15 protein-coding genes are annotated in these 14784 nt (G+C 51.1%); 12 read left to right on the top strand and 3 right to left on the bottom strand.

Translation table 11 applies throughout. The features are described 5' to 3' along the window. Positions 1-65: 65 nt before the first annotated feature. Positions 66-1226, bottom strand: coding sequence for a MucBP domain-containing protein (locus tag OCU14_RS08945; RefSeq protein ID WP_261810738.1), 1161 nt, complete (start codon positions 1224-1226; stop codon positions 66-68). 261 nt (positions 1227-1487) lie between these two features. On the opposite strand from OCU14_RS08945, the gene OCU14_RS08940 reads away from it, so the two are divergent. The 6 genes from OCU14_RS08940 to OCU14_RS08915 all read left to right on the top strand — a co-directional run bounded on the left by OCU14_RS08940 (position 1488) and on the right by OCU14_RS08915 (position 5664). Beyond that, a complete protein-coding gene (locus OCU14_RS08940; RefSeq protein ID WP_261810737.1) occupies positions 1488-2267 on the top strand; it encodes a (S)-acetoin forming diacetyl reductase in 780 nt (259 codons plus the stop codon). A 100-nt stretch (positions 2268-2367) separates the two neighbouring features. Next, positions 2368-2760, top strand: a complete 393-nt coding sequence (locus tag OCU14_RS08935; protein ID WP_261810736.1) for a fluoride efflux transporter FluC — start codon at positions 2368-2370, stop codon at positions 2758-2760. After that, a complete protein-coding gene (locus OCU14_RS08930) occupies positions 2733-3119 on the top strand; it encodes a fluoride efflux transporter FluC (RefSeq protein WP_261810741.1) in 387 nt (128 codons plus the stop codon). The genes OCU14_RS08935 and OCU14_RS08930 overlap by 28 nt, the downstream gene beginning before the upstream one ends. A gap of 69 nt (positions 3120-3188) precedes the next feature. Then, positions 3189-4019: a DUF1129 domain-containing protein gene (locus OCU14_RS08925; RefSeq protein WP_261810735.1), complete on the top strand. Its 831-nt coding sequence runs from the start codon at positions 3189-3191 to the stop codon at positions 4017-4019. Between the two features lie 528 nt (positions 4020-4547). Further along, positions 4548-4766 carry an AbrB/MazE/SpoVT family DNA-binding domain-containing protein gene (locus OCU14_RS08920; RefSeq protein WP_261810734.1) on the top strand — a complete coding sequence of 73 codons (219 nt, stop codon included), beginning with the start codon at positions 4548-4550 and terminating at the stop codon, positions 4764-4766. 259 nt (positions 4767-5025) lie between these two features. Continuing rightward, positions 5026-5664, top strand: coding sequence for a hypothetical protein (locus OCU14_RS08915; RefSeq protein WP_261810733.1), 639 nt, complete (start codon positions 5026-5028; stop codon positions 5662-5664). A 55-nt stretch (positions 5665-5719) separates the two neighbouring features. Here OCU14_RS08915 and OCU14_RS08910 read toward each other — a convergent pair whose 3' ends face one another. Then, on the bottom strand, positions 5720-6709 hold the full coding sequence (locus OCU14_RS08910) for an LCP family glycopolymer transferase (protein WP_261810732.1): 990 nt from the start codon (positions 6707-6709) through the stop codon (positions 5720-5722). Between the two features lie 204 nt (positions 6710-6913). Here OCU14_RS08910 and OCU14_RS08905 point away from each other — a divergent pair, with 204 nt between their 5' ends. The 6 genes from OCU14_RS08905 (at position 6914) to OCU14_RS08880 (ending at position 12617) form a co-directional block, all read left to right on the top strand. After that, the gene (locus OCU14_RS08905; RefSeq protein ID WP_125544156.1) at positions 6914-7387 is read left to right on the top strand and encodes an S-ribosylhomocysteine lyase; all 474 of its coding nucleotides are present in this window, start codon (positions 6914-6916) and stop codon (positions 7385-7387) included. Between the two features lie 703 nt (positions 7388-8090). Then, the gene (locus tag OCU14_RS08900; RefSeq protein WP_261810731.1) at positions 8091-9188 is read left to right on the top strand and encodes a hypothetical protein; all 1098 of its coding nucleotides are present in this window, start codon (positions 8091-8093) and stop codon (positions 9186-9188) included. 263 nt (positions 9189-9451) lie between these two features. After that, entirely contained in the window at positions 9452-9799 is a 348-nt protein-coding gene (locus OCU14_RS08895; protein ID WP_261810730.1) for a hypothetical protein, read from the top strand. A gap of 18 nt (positions 9800-9817) precedes the next feature. Then, on the top strand, positions 9818-10153 hold the full coding sequence (locus OCU14_RS08890; RefSeq protein WP_261810729.1) for a hypothetical protein: 336 nt from the start codon (positions 9818-9820) through the stop codon (positions 10151-10153). Between the two features lie 492 nt (positions 10154-10645). Next, complete coding sequence (locus OCU14_RS08885) at positions 10646-10885, top strand: hypothetical protein (RefSeq protein ID WP_261810728.1); 240 nt, start codon at positions 10646-10648, stop codon at positions 10883-10885. 634 nt (positions 10886-11519) lie between these two features. Beyond that, on the top strand, positions 11520-12617 hold the full coding sequence (locus tag OCU14_RS08880; protein ID WP_261810727.1) for a hypothetical protein: 1098 nt from the start codon (positions 11520-11522) through the stop codon (positions 12615-12617). Positions 12618-12819: 202 nt separating this feature from the next. On the opposite strand, the gene OCU14_RS08875 is transcribed toward OCU14_RS08880, so the two are convergent. Then, positions 12820-14724, bottom strand: coding sequence for a PfkB family carbohydrate kinase (locus OCU14_RS08875; RefSeq protein WP_261810726.1), 1905 nt, complete (start codon positions 14722-14724; stop codon positions 12820-12822). Positions 14725-14784: the final 60 nt, after the last annotated feature.

Raw genomic sequence — 14784 nt, 5'->3', positions numbered from 1 at the left:
AGTGTTGTGGTAATTCTATTAAAGGCCTCTATGGGCTTTTTTGTCTACAAGTGTTCGGTTATATTTTACAATCTCCCAAACTTATTCCAGAATGTTTTAAACTTGGTTTTAGGGCTAATTCCTAATGCCTTAGATACCGAATCAACAGTATAATCACTGGCATTTAGATTAATGGTTTTTACCGTTAAATCACCCGATTTGTTGTTAATTTTCATAACTTTGACGTAAGTACTATTATAAGATTTTTCGAGAATGTAACTGTACTTTTGGGTGTTAAAATAACCAAAGCGTTTTTCAATATTTGCGATTTCTTTGTTTGAAAGAGATAACATTCTATTTGCTGAAGGCATACCTATAGACTGAATGGCAACTAGCGATTGACCTTGGGAATTTTTGCCGAGAGTTATATCGAAATTGCCGTCGATAATTTGGACGTACTTCAAGCTGTCATCTGCGTATGTGACTTTGTAGACATTCATTTCATTTTGAAATGAAGCATGAACCTTAGGAACCTGGTAGAAAAAAGTGGTGGTCTGAGCTTTCGAAGTGTAGATTCCGCTAATTTGGCGGGCTCCCTTGAGAAGGAAATCTTTAGCATCCCCGTCGTTGAAATCCAATGCATTTACTGTGAACTTTTCCCCAACGTTTCCAGTAATGACTTCTTTATAGAGTTCACCCCCGGTGTCTGTTTTGTAGTGAACGGATACGGTTCCTTTTTGAACAGCGTGATGGGAGATAACATCGACCTCACCCTTGTCAATACCAGAAGTGTTGACTTGCTGGGGGGTTGCATCAGCTTTTGACTCAGTATCAACTTTGGAAGTATCTGATAGATTGGAATGGTCGTCATTTAAACTGTCTTTTGTGTCATTATCATTGGTGGTTGAACCGTCATTGGTATCCGCAGGGACAATACTGTTATTCGTCGGGGCGTCGGGTGCAACGCTGGCATCATTTGTGGCATCGGAAGGGGTAGTGCGCTCACTACTTGTTTGACCAAGTGACTTACTAAGCGTTTGAGTAGATGGCTTTCTTGTTAAAGAACTAGAAGAAGCCGAGATATTAGGAGATGATGTGTCCGCTGAAGCCTTTTTAGAAGGGCCATTAAGTAAGCCGACATTGAGACTGGTTAAAACCACTCCAGCAAAAAGTAAGTCCTTAATTTTATTGTGTACATGAGTATTATTGGGTCGATTTTTAGATCGGTTATGTAGGTCTTGATTCATCACATATCACCCCACTTTTAAGATGGTGTTACTTTTATAAGTTAATAGTCACATAAGTAAAGAAATAAAACAATAAGCTTTTTCTTAAATTCATCTATTAGGAGCTAGGAAGGGGTGTCCGGTGTTGTCTGCTTCGCTGAATTGGCTTAACGATTCAATGGGTTAGGAAGTCTAAAGTGGAATCGGTTTCATTACCCGATCGTTTCCGGTAGAATGAGGATGTACCTGTGAATCTACTTATTCTGAAGGAGTGAATGGCACATGGCATCAAATGGTAAAGTAGCAATGGTTACTGGCGGTGGACAAGGAATTGGGGAAGCCATTTCCAAACGTTTAGCCAGCGATGGGTTTGCGGTTTCAATTGCCGATTTGAACTTAGACAATGCCAAGAAGGTCGCCGCCGACATCAAAGCCGATGGTGGCAAGGCGTGCGCCGTGAAGGTCGATGTGGCCGATCGCGACAGCGTCTTTGCCGCGGTCGACGCGACGGCCGATGAACTCGGTGGGTTTGACGTGATCGTCAACAATGCCGGCTTAGGGCCGACAACGCCGATCGATACGATTACCCCAGAACAGTTTGATTTAGTGTACCACGTGAATGTGGCCGGAACCCTGTGGGGCATCCAGGCCGCCCACGCCAAATTAAAGGAACTCGGGCATGGTGGGAAGATTATCAACGCCACCTCGCAAGCCGGAGTGGTTGGGAATCCTAACTTAGCCCTGTACAGTGGGACCAAGTTTGCCATCCGAGGCATTACCCAGGTAGCCGCTAGGGATTTAGCCACCGAAGGGATCACCGCCAATGCCTATGCACCGGGGATTGTGAAGACGCCGATGATGTTTGATATCGCCCACAAGGTGGGTCAGAACGCCGGTAAGGACGATGACTGGGGGATGCAGACGTTCGCCAAGGATATTACCTTGGGTCGTCTGTCCGAACCCGAAGATGTCGCCGCCGGGGTCGCCTTTCTCGCGGGTCCGGATTCAAATTACATCACCGGACAAACGTTAGAAGTCGATGGTGGGATGCAGTTCCACTAAAAGTTGAATGATTTGATGATTCATGGGGACGCCGCAGTGGTTGCGGGGCCCCTTTTTGCTATAATGGACTAATCCGTTTCAAAACAAAGGACGTGAAGGTGTGGCAAATGTACTGGCGATTCTAATCTGTGGCTTCCTGGGTGGGTGCCTACGCTATTGGCTGGGAGAGGTTATCCCGACCGGCACGGGTTTCCCCTGGAGTCTGGTGCTGATCAACCTCCTCGGCAGTGGCCTGTTGGCCTGGTTGTCCCATGCCCGACGACTGACCGCCAAGTGGCCGGAAGCTTTGACCGTGGGCCTTGGGGTCGGCGGTGTGGGGGCGTTTACGACCTTCTCCACGTTCAGCGTGACCACGGTAACCCTGCTTGAACACCAACAGTGGAGGATGGCGGTGGCCTATCTGGCGGTCACCGTTCTTGGTGGCCTGATCTGTAGCGCTCTGGGTGTCTGGAGTGCCCGGCGTTGGTGGGGTCTACCGCTGGTGAAACTCTGATGGCCGCGTTGGCCGGCCTGGGCGCCGCAATGGGTGCGCTGGGTCGTTATGCCACGACCAAATGGGTGACCGGTCGCTGGGGAAATCGGTGGCCATTTGCCACGTTAATGATCAACTTATTAGGGAGTTTATTACTGGGCCTGCTCACCGGCTGGCAGTGGGAGACCTGGCCCACCGTTATATTTGGCACCGGGGTTCTGGGCGGTTTCACCACCTATTCGACCTTCAGTCACGAACTGGTCATGTTGCTCGACCAACGCCGCTACGGCGCCGCACTGGGTTATGGACTGGCCAGCGTCGGCGGTGGTCTACTCCTAGCCGCCTTAGGCTTATTCGTCGGCCTGCGATTTGCGGGATAAATTAGTGGCGTTTGGCAGGTAACTTCCTTATCATGGGATTAGTGAATATTTGTGAAAGGTGTGTCGGTCGTGGCGCGAATTGCAACAATTATTAAGGAAAATGCAACGCTACGAGACCAACTGTCCCCGGAAAACCGGGCGTACTGGGATGATCTCGTGGAAAATATGCGCCAACAGGCCAAGTTCAGTAAGGAAACCGTGCTCCAGCGTGAGCTGCACGACCTGTTGCCAGAAATTATCGCGGCACAAAAGGCCGGACGCGATGCCGAAGACTTCTTCGGCGGTGGTCCCGCGACGATTGCTATCGCGTTAGGCAAGGCCGGCAGTCGCCGTCCCTGGTGGTGGAACTGGGATCTCCTGGTGCCCTTATTAATTTTCACCTTGGGGACCATTTTACCCGGCGTCATCCTACCCGCCGTACCACTTCAACTATTGTTGGTGGGCGTGGAGTATGCGCTGTTCATCGTGGCTCTCGTCATTGGCATCTGGCTGACGCCACGGTTTACCGAGCGGGGCCGCGTTGTGGCGTGGCTGATCGTGATTATCGCCTTACTCGTGGCGATGCGGATTGCCGCGAAGACGATTCCACCGGTTGGCTTAGTTTACCTGACCCGCGGCGGTGGCAGCATTGCGCTGCTCATCTTTGCCGTGCTGGTCACCGGTCTCACCTGGTGGCAGAATCGCGTCCATCCAAATTCCTGGTTGCCGGCGGTATTAGGTAGCCTGTGGATCACAACTTTTCTAGCCTTGTTGGCCCGGGTACCCGCAACGTCTGGCTTGATGGTCACGACTTCGGGGAACCTGCTGATCGCCTTGGGCACGTTACTTGGAGATGCTAGTGTTCTGATCATTGGCTGGCATATCTGGCAGGCTCGGCAACATCAAACAACTAACGATTAATGTGTTGGGGTGGCTCGGTTGAGTTGCCCTTTTTTGCTGGGATCTGTTCGAATCGGAGATAAAGACCGCGCCTCCGGGCGGTTCCGTAGGGGGCTGGAACGTAGTGGGCACGACTTGAAGCCAGGGGAACCACCTGTCTACAAGCTCGGCCTTTGCCTAAGCGGCGCAACCCACGCCACTAAGGCAAACGACACCACTGAGCCCCCTACGGAACCACCCTGCGGCTGAGATCGACGGAATGACTGACCGAGACGAACTGGCGACGAAAGAAGGGTTATCCGTTGTCAGGTGTACGTTGATGTTAAAGCATTGCTCGTGATGCAGTCGATGAGAGTGATAACTGGTCATTCTATGTCCACAGAATGCCAAGGGTAAAATTACCAGAAATATCGTTTGCTGTGCTATAGTTGGCATGGAAACATGGTAAGTATCGAGTAACAGCTTGCCTAATTACATTGCAATGCAGAGAACCGAGTAGATTGCCAAGTTATCTTCGGTTCTTTTCTTTTGTCTTAAAGGAGGATCACGATGAAAATCACGATGCGCAAAATTGGTGGGTCGGTAGGTTTTATTTTTCCTCGGGAACTTGAACCAGAAGTTGGCCAGCAGTTTACGGTCGTTAAGATTGGTGATGCGCTTTGTCTGACTCCTGCAAAGGGAGACCTATTTGCGAATACGTCAGATTGGGTGGGATTTCGAGAGTCCTTGTTGCCGGAGGATAAGGTGTGGGATGAAGCTGAAGATTAGGTTTAAGCGGATGAAAAATTAAAACACAGGCCCTCAAGAGTTCTTCAATCTTGAGGGCCTATTCACATTTCAACCACTTTAGCAGACGATTCAGCGAAAGAGGAGATCCATGCTATACTGTTAATATATTTTAGATTGAAGGGACTCCTCCGGATGAATAAGAAAACTGAACAAAATGGTGTTTCGCTAGGGAATAGAGCGGGAAACCGAAAGCATCTCCATAAAAAAGATGATGTGGGTAATTCTAGTAGTTGTAGCCGTGCTAGTCATTGGCCTGATTGGGGGCCTGCTGATGAAACACCACTCCGATGCCAAACAAGCGGAATTGAAGACCGAACTGGCTTCCGTCCGCTCGGAATCGAAGGCTAAGCAGTCGGAATCAGTCAAGGCGGCCAGTGCCTCGCGTGTCAGTGCCAAGAAGGCGAAGAAGGCGGCCGAATCCTCACAGGCCGCTGCCGATTCGGCGAGTGCCTCTAGCGCCGCGCAGGAACAGGCGGACCAGTCGTCGCGGGCACAGACGAAGAAGTCCCAGGCGGCCACGGGTTCCATTAAGAATGCCATTCAGAAATATTTTACCGCCTATCAGATTTTCGTCGTCACGGAGAAGACCGACAAGCAGCGGGCCCGAGAAATGGGGAAGTACGCTACGTCGAGTGCGGTTGAAGATTTGATTACCAAGCGCCAACAGAATCAAGCCGATCAGGCGTCCGTCAAGGGGACCTACTCGTGGACCAAGCCCATGCAGATCACTCGCGACGAAGGCCAGTCATATACGGTGGTGCTGTACTACACGTTGGTTGTCGGTCACAACAGCTCTAGATATAAAGATACCTATTCGGTGGAAACCAATGGCAAGAAACTCACACACGTTAAGCAGGAGTCGGCCGAGGCTCTCTAGGCTACTGAAAAATTAAAATGGACCGTCAGACAACTTGTGCTGGCGGTCCATTTTTCTAAAATACTAACGGATCTAACGCATCCGTCTGGAAGTTTCCCACCGCCGGCAAGTTCAGGGCACGCCGTAAGCTATTAGAAACTTGGTCAATTTCAGATTGCGGCGCTACCTGATAATCGATGCCATTTAGAATGGCTGGCTGCCCTTGAAGGGTTTGAGAGTCAATGTGGCGACTGGTGTGCGCGTCCTTAAAACGCAGCCACATCAGGTCGTTGAAGGTGAGATTCGTTTGGATGTTTTGCTGAAGCGATCCCAGCACGGTTTGGTAGCGGGGGATGGAGCTGATGCCGGCCTCCTTAACTACAAGGGCCTTGATCAGCTGACGTTGTCGGGCTTGGCGGCCGTAGTCGCCCAAGGGATCCTGATCGCGCATCCGTGAGTAGGCTAGGGCGCTGGCCCCGTTGAGGTGAATTTTCACGCCCTTGGTCACGTTGGCCTGTTCGTAGTGAAAGGTCAAGAGTGGCTTGACCGTGACGCCCCCGACGGCGTTAACCATCTGTTTCAGGCCGCCCATGTTGAGCAAAACGTAATAATGAATCGGAATATCCACCAGGTGCTCGACGGTCTTCAGCGTCGTTTTAGCGCCATATAACGGGTAGGCCGCGTTGATCTTCTCGTCGTCCTGTTGGCTCCCGTAAATGTCGACCAGGGTGTCGCGGGGGATGCTGGTGAGTTTGGCCGTTTGGGTCTTGGGATTAATCGTGGCGACAATCATGGTATCCGTCCGCCCAACGTCGTGACGCCCCAAAGCGCCGGTGTCGGTTCCCAGTAAGAGAACGGCGAAGGGCTTGCCACTGGTGATCACACTACCATCAGGACGAATCCCGGCCGACTGGTAGGCGCCAGCAAAGGTATTCTGCGCCGATCGCCAAGCGTGGTAACCCCACAGGCCAAGCAACGCGAGGAGTAGGCCACCAATGGTCATGATCCGCCGCCAGTGGTGCTTCGGCACTAACAGGTGGCGGGGTTTTGCGTTATTTCGCCGCATGGTAAAGCCCCCTTTTCGTCAATTTGCCCCCAGTATAGCGAGGACCGCGATCAGGGGATGGTGACACGCCTAGTTTTGATCAAATCAGGACTAACCAAATGGTCATCCAATTAATCAATTTAGCCGTCCAAATTATTGGTCAGGGTGGCCGTTAGGGGTGTACAGTAAAGGGGTACCTACAATCTCAAAAGGAGTTGGCAAATAATGGCAAAAGTTGAAAGTTTTACGTTAGATCACACCGCTGTTAAGGCACCATACGTTCGTTTGATTACCCGGGAAACGGGGACCAAGGGTGACGTCATTTCCAATTTTGATTTACGGTTAGTCCAACCGAATACCAATGCAATTCCAACGGCTGGCTTACATACGATTGAACATCTGTTGGCGGGTTATCTCCGTGACGAGATGGACGGCGTCATCGACTGTTCACCATTCGGCTGTCGGACCGGTTTCCACCTGATCACTTGGGGTGAACAATCCACCGAAGAAGTTGCCAAGGCTCTGAAGGCTTCTCTTCACAAGATTGCCTTTGACACCGAGTGGAAGGATGTTCAAGGGACTGACAAATACAGCTGTGGGAACTACAAGGACCACAGTCTGTTCTCCGCCAAGGAATGGTGCAAGGACATTCTCGACAAGGGGATTTCTAAGGATCCATTTACCCGCGAGGTCATCTAGTCTTTTAAAATAAATTAGAGCCGGTAGGCTCGTTTAAGGATAAGGACCGCGCCTCCGGGCGGTTCCGTAGGGGGCTGGAACGTAGTGGGCACGACTTGAAGCCTTTCAAAAAGCGAAAGTCTACAAGCTCGGCCTTTGCCTAAGCGGCGAAAAACCCGCCACTAAGGCAAACGACACCACTGAGCCCCCTATGGAACCACCCTGCGGCTGAGATCGACCACCGAACTTAGATGGTAATCCTGGCTGCTGGCGATTCCGCTGAGGCGACAAGGAGCGCGTTCAACTGACAGTGTTCTTGCTGGTTGGATGTGCTGACTTGTTGTGTCAGTTTGGACCTCGCATCATCTGAGTGTAAGGGTTTGGTTTTCAAAACCACCGTTGCCCGGCGATCAGCCTGGAGGGTGGTTCTGAGGAGGCTGAGCCATGTCGTTATTGTTGGTTGGCGTTTCTTGCCAACTTACAATAAGGCCGGTCGGGGAGACCGCTCTTTGGCTTCCCGACGCGCCCATGGCGTTCCAGCCTCCTCAGGGCCACCCGGAAGGCCGCCACACCATCAGTCCAGCACTTCAAAACAAATTTAATCATAAACCAAAACGCGTCAGATCACCCATCCGTGGGAGTTCTGGCGCGTTGTTTATGCCTAAAATTTGCGATATAATTTAGTTCGGTTATTAGTTTATTTATGGGGGAAGCGATCATCATTTTGAAGAAGAAACAACTGGGACTGGTCCTGTTAGTATTGGGGATCGTCCTGGGGATTAGCGCGGGCATTGACGTTTCCGCGCAGGCCGCGGTCAAGGTTTACCACCAGACCGCGCCGGCACTCACGGTGGGGAAGTTGCGGAAGGTCAATGACCACGCCGTACATTACGTGAAAATGCCGAAAACCTACGTTCATGGCAACTTACATAGTCCCAATCAGATTCGGCGGATCAAGGGTGCCAAGATGAATTTCAAGACGAAATACCTTTTGCCGTATCCGGGATATAAGAATCAGGCCTGGGGGAATCCGCAGAGCCTGACCACCGATGGCCGGTATTTCTACGTGGTTTACTGCCCGACCAACTGGAAGAATCGCGGACGCGTTGTCCGTTATGATAAGCAGAAATTAGATAAGATGGGGGCGACGCCACTTGAGGTTCAAACGGCGTATACGCAAACCAACGAACGGGAATTGGCGATTCGCAAGGCCGTTAAGGTTGGCCCAGCCTTTACCACCGGTCACGGGCAGTCGTTGGCCTATGATTGGAAGCACAAACGCCTCTACATGTGGATCGACAAGGAGTCTGCGCCACGGGTGCCCATGAATCAGTATGGCTATATCGCCCAGATTAGTGGGAAGTCACTGGCTCCGATTCATAAGATTCGTTTCAAATTGAAGTCGGGTCACATTTCCAAGCCCGGTGGCCACGTCCTGACGTTTGACCGCTACGGCAACGCCTTCTTCTGGACCAAGCCAACCGTGCATACCGCGCTGATCTACAAGGGCACCATTTCACGGAAGAAGGTTCATTTCCGGATGACCAACCAGCTCCTGAAACAGAATCCCGGGACGCGCCTGCAGAGCATGGCGTACAATCCACATAACCAGCGGCTGTATCTGGTCGCCGATGACTCCATCGCGAGCTTCCCGGCCAAGTCGTTGGTGGGCAAGGGCAGTCTGAAGAATAAGCAGTTCAAATGGACGCAGTTCTCGCCTCAGCGGGAGTTCGAGGGCCTGACGTTCACCAAGGACGGCACCCCATATCTCCTGACCAATCACCATCCTGAGTTGTTTGTTGGGGATCGGAATTGGTGGTAAAAAGACAAGAGTGTGAAAAAGGGCGGTTAGCCGGCGAGCATTAACGTCGCTAAGCCGATAATCCCGGTCTTGGATTATTGGTTTAGCGGGACCGGCTGCCCTTTTTCACACGTTTCGACCATGTAAACCACAAAGCTGTGACCTTAGTCGCAGCTTTTTTACTAAACTAGTTTAGATAATTCATAAGTTTGCGATCGATAAGAACACCCCATCACAAGATGGCGTATGATAAGCATAACAACAAGGGATGGGGGATGATCATCGTGGCAGAACGCGTACATAGACGTCGGTTTCTCTGGTGGTTATTTGGCGGGATCCTGGTTTTAATTGTGGCCGAGCTGTTGTTTTTCCTGCCGGTGACGCCCAGAAATACGGTCCGCTTCACCATCCTGCGCAATGGCCATCCGCTTCAGGCATTTCAAGGTCATACCGTCAAGGAGTCGCGGGCGGATACGCTCACGTCTTCTGGCAAACGCAGTTGGGATTATTACCGCTTTGACCATAAGGTGATGTCCTATTCTGGTGGCTATGACAGCAATGAGGTCGGCATTTGGCGGCCAGCGGGGCACCTTTTTTACCGCGGCACCTTGACCTTTGACGTCGGGGTTTAAACGAACGGAGGAATCGTGATGAAACAAACGCAGAAAAAGTCGGGGAACACACGGCGGCGAGTTGTCATTCTCTTAGGAATTTTAATTGTGGCGGTGGTGTGCTTGTTTATTCCATATACGCCAAGTAACGCGGTTCGCTTGAGCCTGGCCCAGCACGCTCAGCCATTGAAAGGTCTGTTGGTCTATCCGCTCAAGCTCGCGGATGCTGAGGGGCAGAAGTATTCTGGTCAGAGTGACTGGGATTATTACCACGTGCAGTACACCATTGGGACCGCCAAATTCAGTACCCGGGTGATTGGGGTGCATAAGAATTCTGGTTCGGTGTTCTATACGGGGACACCGGTTAAAGACTAAGTTCTTCTGGGTGGATGTAAGTTGACCGCCTGCGGCTGCCAGGGATTACGCCTGCTGTGGGGACGCTTCGGCCCTGTGGGCTTCTCGCTCGATTTGAAGCCACGAAGACCACGTGTCTTCAAAGTCGCCCGTGCTGTAAACTGGCCAGAAACGCCAGTTAACACCACCTCCAGGGCTGGCTCCGTCCCTGGCCTCCTCCGGCTAGGATTGACCTCATAAAATTTAATTAGTTACGCCGTTTCAAGTAAAAGATCACATTTGCTTGAGACGGCGTTTTTGAATAACACGGATTAAGCCGTAAAAATAGACCAAGTTCACGATGGCCAGGAGAGTCATTAACCTCCATGGTTGCGGTGAACTTGGTCTATTTTAGTAACAAGCTAAATTGAGCTGAGTGTCAGTAAAAGAATTGTCAGAATCAGGAAAAAACCTCTAAGCTAACCAAAGCAAACTGTGGTAGGCTTAATCCTGTTGTAGGGGCTTGGTCATATCTTGGCGGCATCGAAATCTAAAAAAGATGGAGATGGTGCTAGATCAAAACGTTTTTTAATGACACTAATTCCGCCTATTACTGGGGAATTCGGCAACTTTATGAAAATGAAGTGGCTTGGACCAGCCTTCAAAGGGCTATCCAGCCTGTCGGAGCAATCACAGTTAAGAGGGATGACAATCATTCTGGTAGCTGTTGTATTCGCGGGAATTCTTGTCATTGCTCTAAAATTGCTTGTGTAAAAGAAAAAACCGTTTAGCTGACCGGCTAGAAACGGTTTAATGGTTTAAGACTGTTAAATTGTAACTCGATGTCGCTAGGCGGTATGGCCGTCGCAAGCAGGTCGTTACAGCTTGGAAGTATCAGGATTGCATTCCTGATACTTCTTTTTTTGTACATTTCAAGTTGCTGTGTACAAATTTATATTATATCAAGTTAAGTTCAACATCAAGCTAAGAGTAGTAGGACGGCCCTTATTTTTAAAGCAAGAGGATTGATACGAATATGGAAGACATACTTTTAGAAGTGCTAAGCTCTGAGTGCAATTTTAGTTCAACCCCAGCCGGAGGGCACCGGACAGAACCCCCGTGTCAGTGGTCTTAGCCGAGGTTTTGTCTCGGCTTAGAGCACGGCCAACTTTGAAACTCGTGCACTTCGAGGTTCAAGGTTGCCCTGAAGACCGCTCCTCAGGCTTCAGGTCTGCCCCACAGGGGTGGCGTCCGGTGCCCGCAGGCGCACCCCTTAGGCAAGTGTTGCCATTTAGCGATCTGAACTAAGCCATGAATTAGTAAGTTTCCCGCGTGATCGAAACCCTACAACGCTCCAGATCCAACCGACACCAGTATACTGGCGTCAAATATTAGGGGGTGGAGGGTTATGAGAAGAATCTATTTGTGGGGCGCGTTGGTTCTGAGCCTAGGCTTGGGCAGCGTCGGAACTGTATCTGCACACGCGATGAGTACCGTTAAGCAAGCATCGGCGGCCTTAGTGGCGCCGGGGGATTTGCGACCGTTAGAGGACACTCAAGTTCACTTCATTACGGCACCGAGTTCGTATTCCGAGGCGGCTCATCCGCACGGAATTAACACGATTACCAGCGATGAGGGGACCGCAGTGACCTTCACGACCAAGTATTTGTTACCACAACCGGGCTATCACAACGAGGCCTGGGGCGATCCCCAGAGCATGACAGTGGTGGGCCACTATCTCTACGTGATTTACTGTCCGATGACTTGGCATAACCGGGGGCGCATGGTGCGTTTGGACATGGCAAAACTAGCGAGTCTCAATGCCACGCCCCTGGACATCCAGCGGGTCTACCACAGCTCGGCGGCTAATGACAAGCACGAACAGGCCATCGCGGCGGCCATCAAGATTGGGCCAGCCTTCGTGACGGGGCACGGTCAGTCGCTATCCTATGACTGGAAGACTCACCAGCTCTACATGTGGCAGGATCGCGAGTCCGCACCCGCTGTGCCAATCAACCAGGAAGGGGTCATCCAACAGCTGAGTCAAACGACCTTGAAGCCCGTTCACAAGGTGACGTTCCGGTTGAAGGCGGGGAGCTTCGCGGTTCCTGGCGGCCACGTGCTGGCATTTGACAAGGAGGGCCGGGCTTACTTCTGGACGCGGCCAAATGGCAACGAGGTTTACATCTACCAGGGGACGATTAGCCGCGACCACGTCCGCTTCCGGTTGACGCATCAGATCCTGGAACACGGCCCCGGCACGCACGTTCAGAGCATGGCTTACAATCCAAGCAACGGGCGCTTGTACCTGGTGGCCGACGAGTCTATCGCCAGCCTGCCGGTTAATAAGCTCGCGGGCAGTGGTAGCCTGACCAGCGGGGATGTTCTGTGGACGCACTTCGCGTCACGGCGGGAATTCGAAGGGCTGAGCTTTGCCAGCGATGGCACGGCTTACCTGATGAGTAACCACCGGCCGGAGGTGTTCACGGCGAAGGCATTTCAGTAGATTAGAGTGGTTCAGGAGGCGGTTAGGGGACGAGCATTAACGTCGCTAAGCCGATAATCCTGGTTTTGGATTATTGGTTTAGCGGGGTTAAGCGGAATCCCCTGCCTGGGGGAACACGTTTCAGAAGCAGCATAAAAACACTGTGGCAACACAAAGACGGCACCCAGAGATCACTCTCTGGGTGCCGTTTTTTTCATCCAAATTAAAGTGAGTCCAACAAACCTGGTTCGGTCTGGTGAATATAAGATTCTAACCCACGTCGGTCGATCAGTGAGGCCGCTGCTCCTTCACGGGAGACACAGAAGCCCGCGGCGTAGTTGGCAACGCGGATGGCTTCATCCAGAGTGTAACCTGCTAGCAGGTAAGTGGCTAGGGCACTGATGAAAGCATCGGTTGCCGCCGTGGTATCGATCTTTGGAAAATCGATGGCGGGGAAGACCCGTTCAGTATCAGCAGTGGCAAGATAGCAACCTTCACCGCCTAACGTCACGATGATTTTCGAGATGCCAGCGTTCAGGAGAAACTCGGCTTGGTCCTTAAGTTCGCCAGCTTCAGGAGCGAGGAGTTCTAGTTCTCGGCGATCGAGGACCAGAATGTCTACGCCACTGAGGTGTTGAACGGGGATCTTGCTACGAGTCGATGGCTTGAAGATGGTCGTGGCCCCATACTTGTGGGCCAGCGTACAGGCCCGTTCAATGGTATCCAAGGGGAGTTCCGATTGAATCAGACAATAGCCTGAATTCTTGAAGAGGGATTCGTTAGCCGTCAGATATTCGGGCGTGACCAGTGAGTTTGCGCCGGGTAGGACGGAAACAGTGGAGTTGCCATCTTTTCCCACATAGATGATGGCATGGCCGGTATCAATATGATTAATCCGATTAACCCCCCGAACATTAATGTCATAATGTTCGAGTTCCTTGTAAATGGTATCGGATTCCAAGTCGGAGCCAATGTTGCCAATCAGGGTCACCGGTTGTTCAAGTTGGGAAACGCCGATAGCTTGGTTGATCCCATGGCCACCGGGAACGGTGGTTGAGGCCGTTACCGTGACGGTTTTGCCACTCTCTGGGAGTTTGGGCACGCGAAGATAGGTGTCCATATTGATGCTACCAATGATGGTGACCTTGGGCTTGTTGAACTGATAAGGAATGGCAACGGTCGTTTCGTTATCGAGCTTGAATTCCTGTGAGAAGGCCTTTTTGACGGTCTTCTTAGTCTCTAACTGCGTAACCATCTTATTGCAGATGTACGCACCGAAATCAGAGTTCCGAACGGTCAGCGTTGAAATCTCATTGAGGGCAAATGTTGCCTGTGACTCTGCGTTGTCATTCTTCAGAGAGATTAGGGACACATCTTCCGGTACCTTGATTGCGAGGTCGCGTAGAACGCCATAGAATTCCAGGGCTTTACTGTGGTGTGAGGAGATGACCCCCGTGATGTAGTGGGAGTTGATACGATGAAGCAGGCTATCGTCGAGATCAGTGTAGACCAAGTCTTCTTCGTAAGTCAGGTTGTTGTCAAAGAGACATTCGCGGTAGCCCTCGAGAAAAGCATCTGTCCGGCGACTCTTGGAAAGTAGACAGGCAATTCGGGTGTGACGAAGGTCGATGAGTTCCTGGGTAATCTGATAGGCGGCCTGCTGGTAAGGGATGAGCAGGGAATGATCACCACCGAAGGCACCGATGGTAATCAGAGGAATGTCGCGTTCCTTAAAGAGGGCAATTCGCTTGACGCTAGCTTGACTGATGGGTTCCCAAATAACCCCGTCGACTTGATTGTTGCTGACGGCACTGATGTTTTTTAATTCTTGATCGGCATCATCGTAGGCATTGAAGACTAAGACACGGTAGCCGTTCTTTTGGGCCGTCTTGATGATTCCGTCTAGCGTGGAGTCCATCGAAATTGAAGAACTCAGAAGCACGCCAAACGTATACGTTTTTTGCGACGCATTGATCTTTTGTGAGTAAGGGGTGTAGTGATACTCCTTGACGATCTTTAAGACCCGTTCACGAGTCTCGGCACTGATACTACCGTCTTTATTATTAACAATCTTAGACACCGTCGACGCTGAAACTCCCGCCATTTTCGCTATATCGTTAATATTCATGAGTGATTTCACCTTTTCAAAATTGTCGTTAAGTCAACAGTTGCTTGGTCAACCAGCTCA

The organism is Levilactobacillus humaensis (genome assembly GCF_024345185.1).
In the GTDB taxonomy this organism is placed as follows: domain Bacteria; phylum Bacillota; class Bacilli; order Lactobacillales; family Lactobacillaceae; genus Levilactobacillus; species Levilactobacillus humaensis.
Note: the sequence above shows the minus strand (reverse complement) of the source record. Positions and strands in the feature narration are given on the sequence as shown.

Coding starts and splice junctions, on each gene's coding strand:
- OCU14_RS08880 (WP_261810727.1), top strand. CDS start 11,520: ATGAGAAGAATCTATTTGTGGGGCGCGTTGGTTCTGAGCCTAGGCTTG.
- OCU14_RS08920 (WP_261810734.1), top strand. CDS start 4,548: ATGAAAATCACGATGCGCAAAATTGGTGGGTCGGTAGGTTTTATTTTT.
- OCU14_RS08940 (WP_261810737.1), top strand. CDS start 1,488: ATGGCATCAAATGGTAAAGTAGCAATGGTTACTGGCGGTGGACAAGGA.
- OCU14_RS08905 (WP_125544156.1), top strand. CDS start 6,914: ATGGCAAAAGTTGAAAGTTTTACGTTAGATCACACCGCTGTTAAGGCA.
- OCU14_RS08910 (WP_261810732.1), bottom strand. CDS start 6,709: ATGCGGCGAAATAACGCAAAACCCCGCCACCTGTTAGTGCCGAAGCAC.
- OCU14_RS08890 (WP_261810729.1), top strand. CDS start 9,818: ATGAAACAAACGCAGAAAAAGTCGGGGAACACACGGCGGCGAGTTGTC.
- OCU14_RS08945 (WP_261810738.1), bottom strand. CDS start 1,226: ATGAATCAAGACCTACATAACCGATCTAAAAATCGACCCAATAATACT.
- OCU14_RS08875 (WP_261810726.1), bottom strand. CDS start 14,724: ATGAATATTAACGATATAGCGAAAATGGCGGGAGTTTCAGCGTCGACG.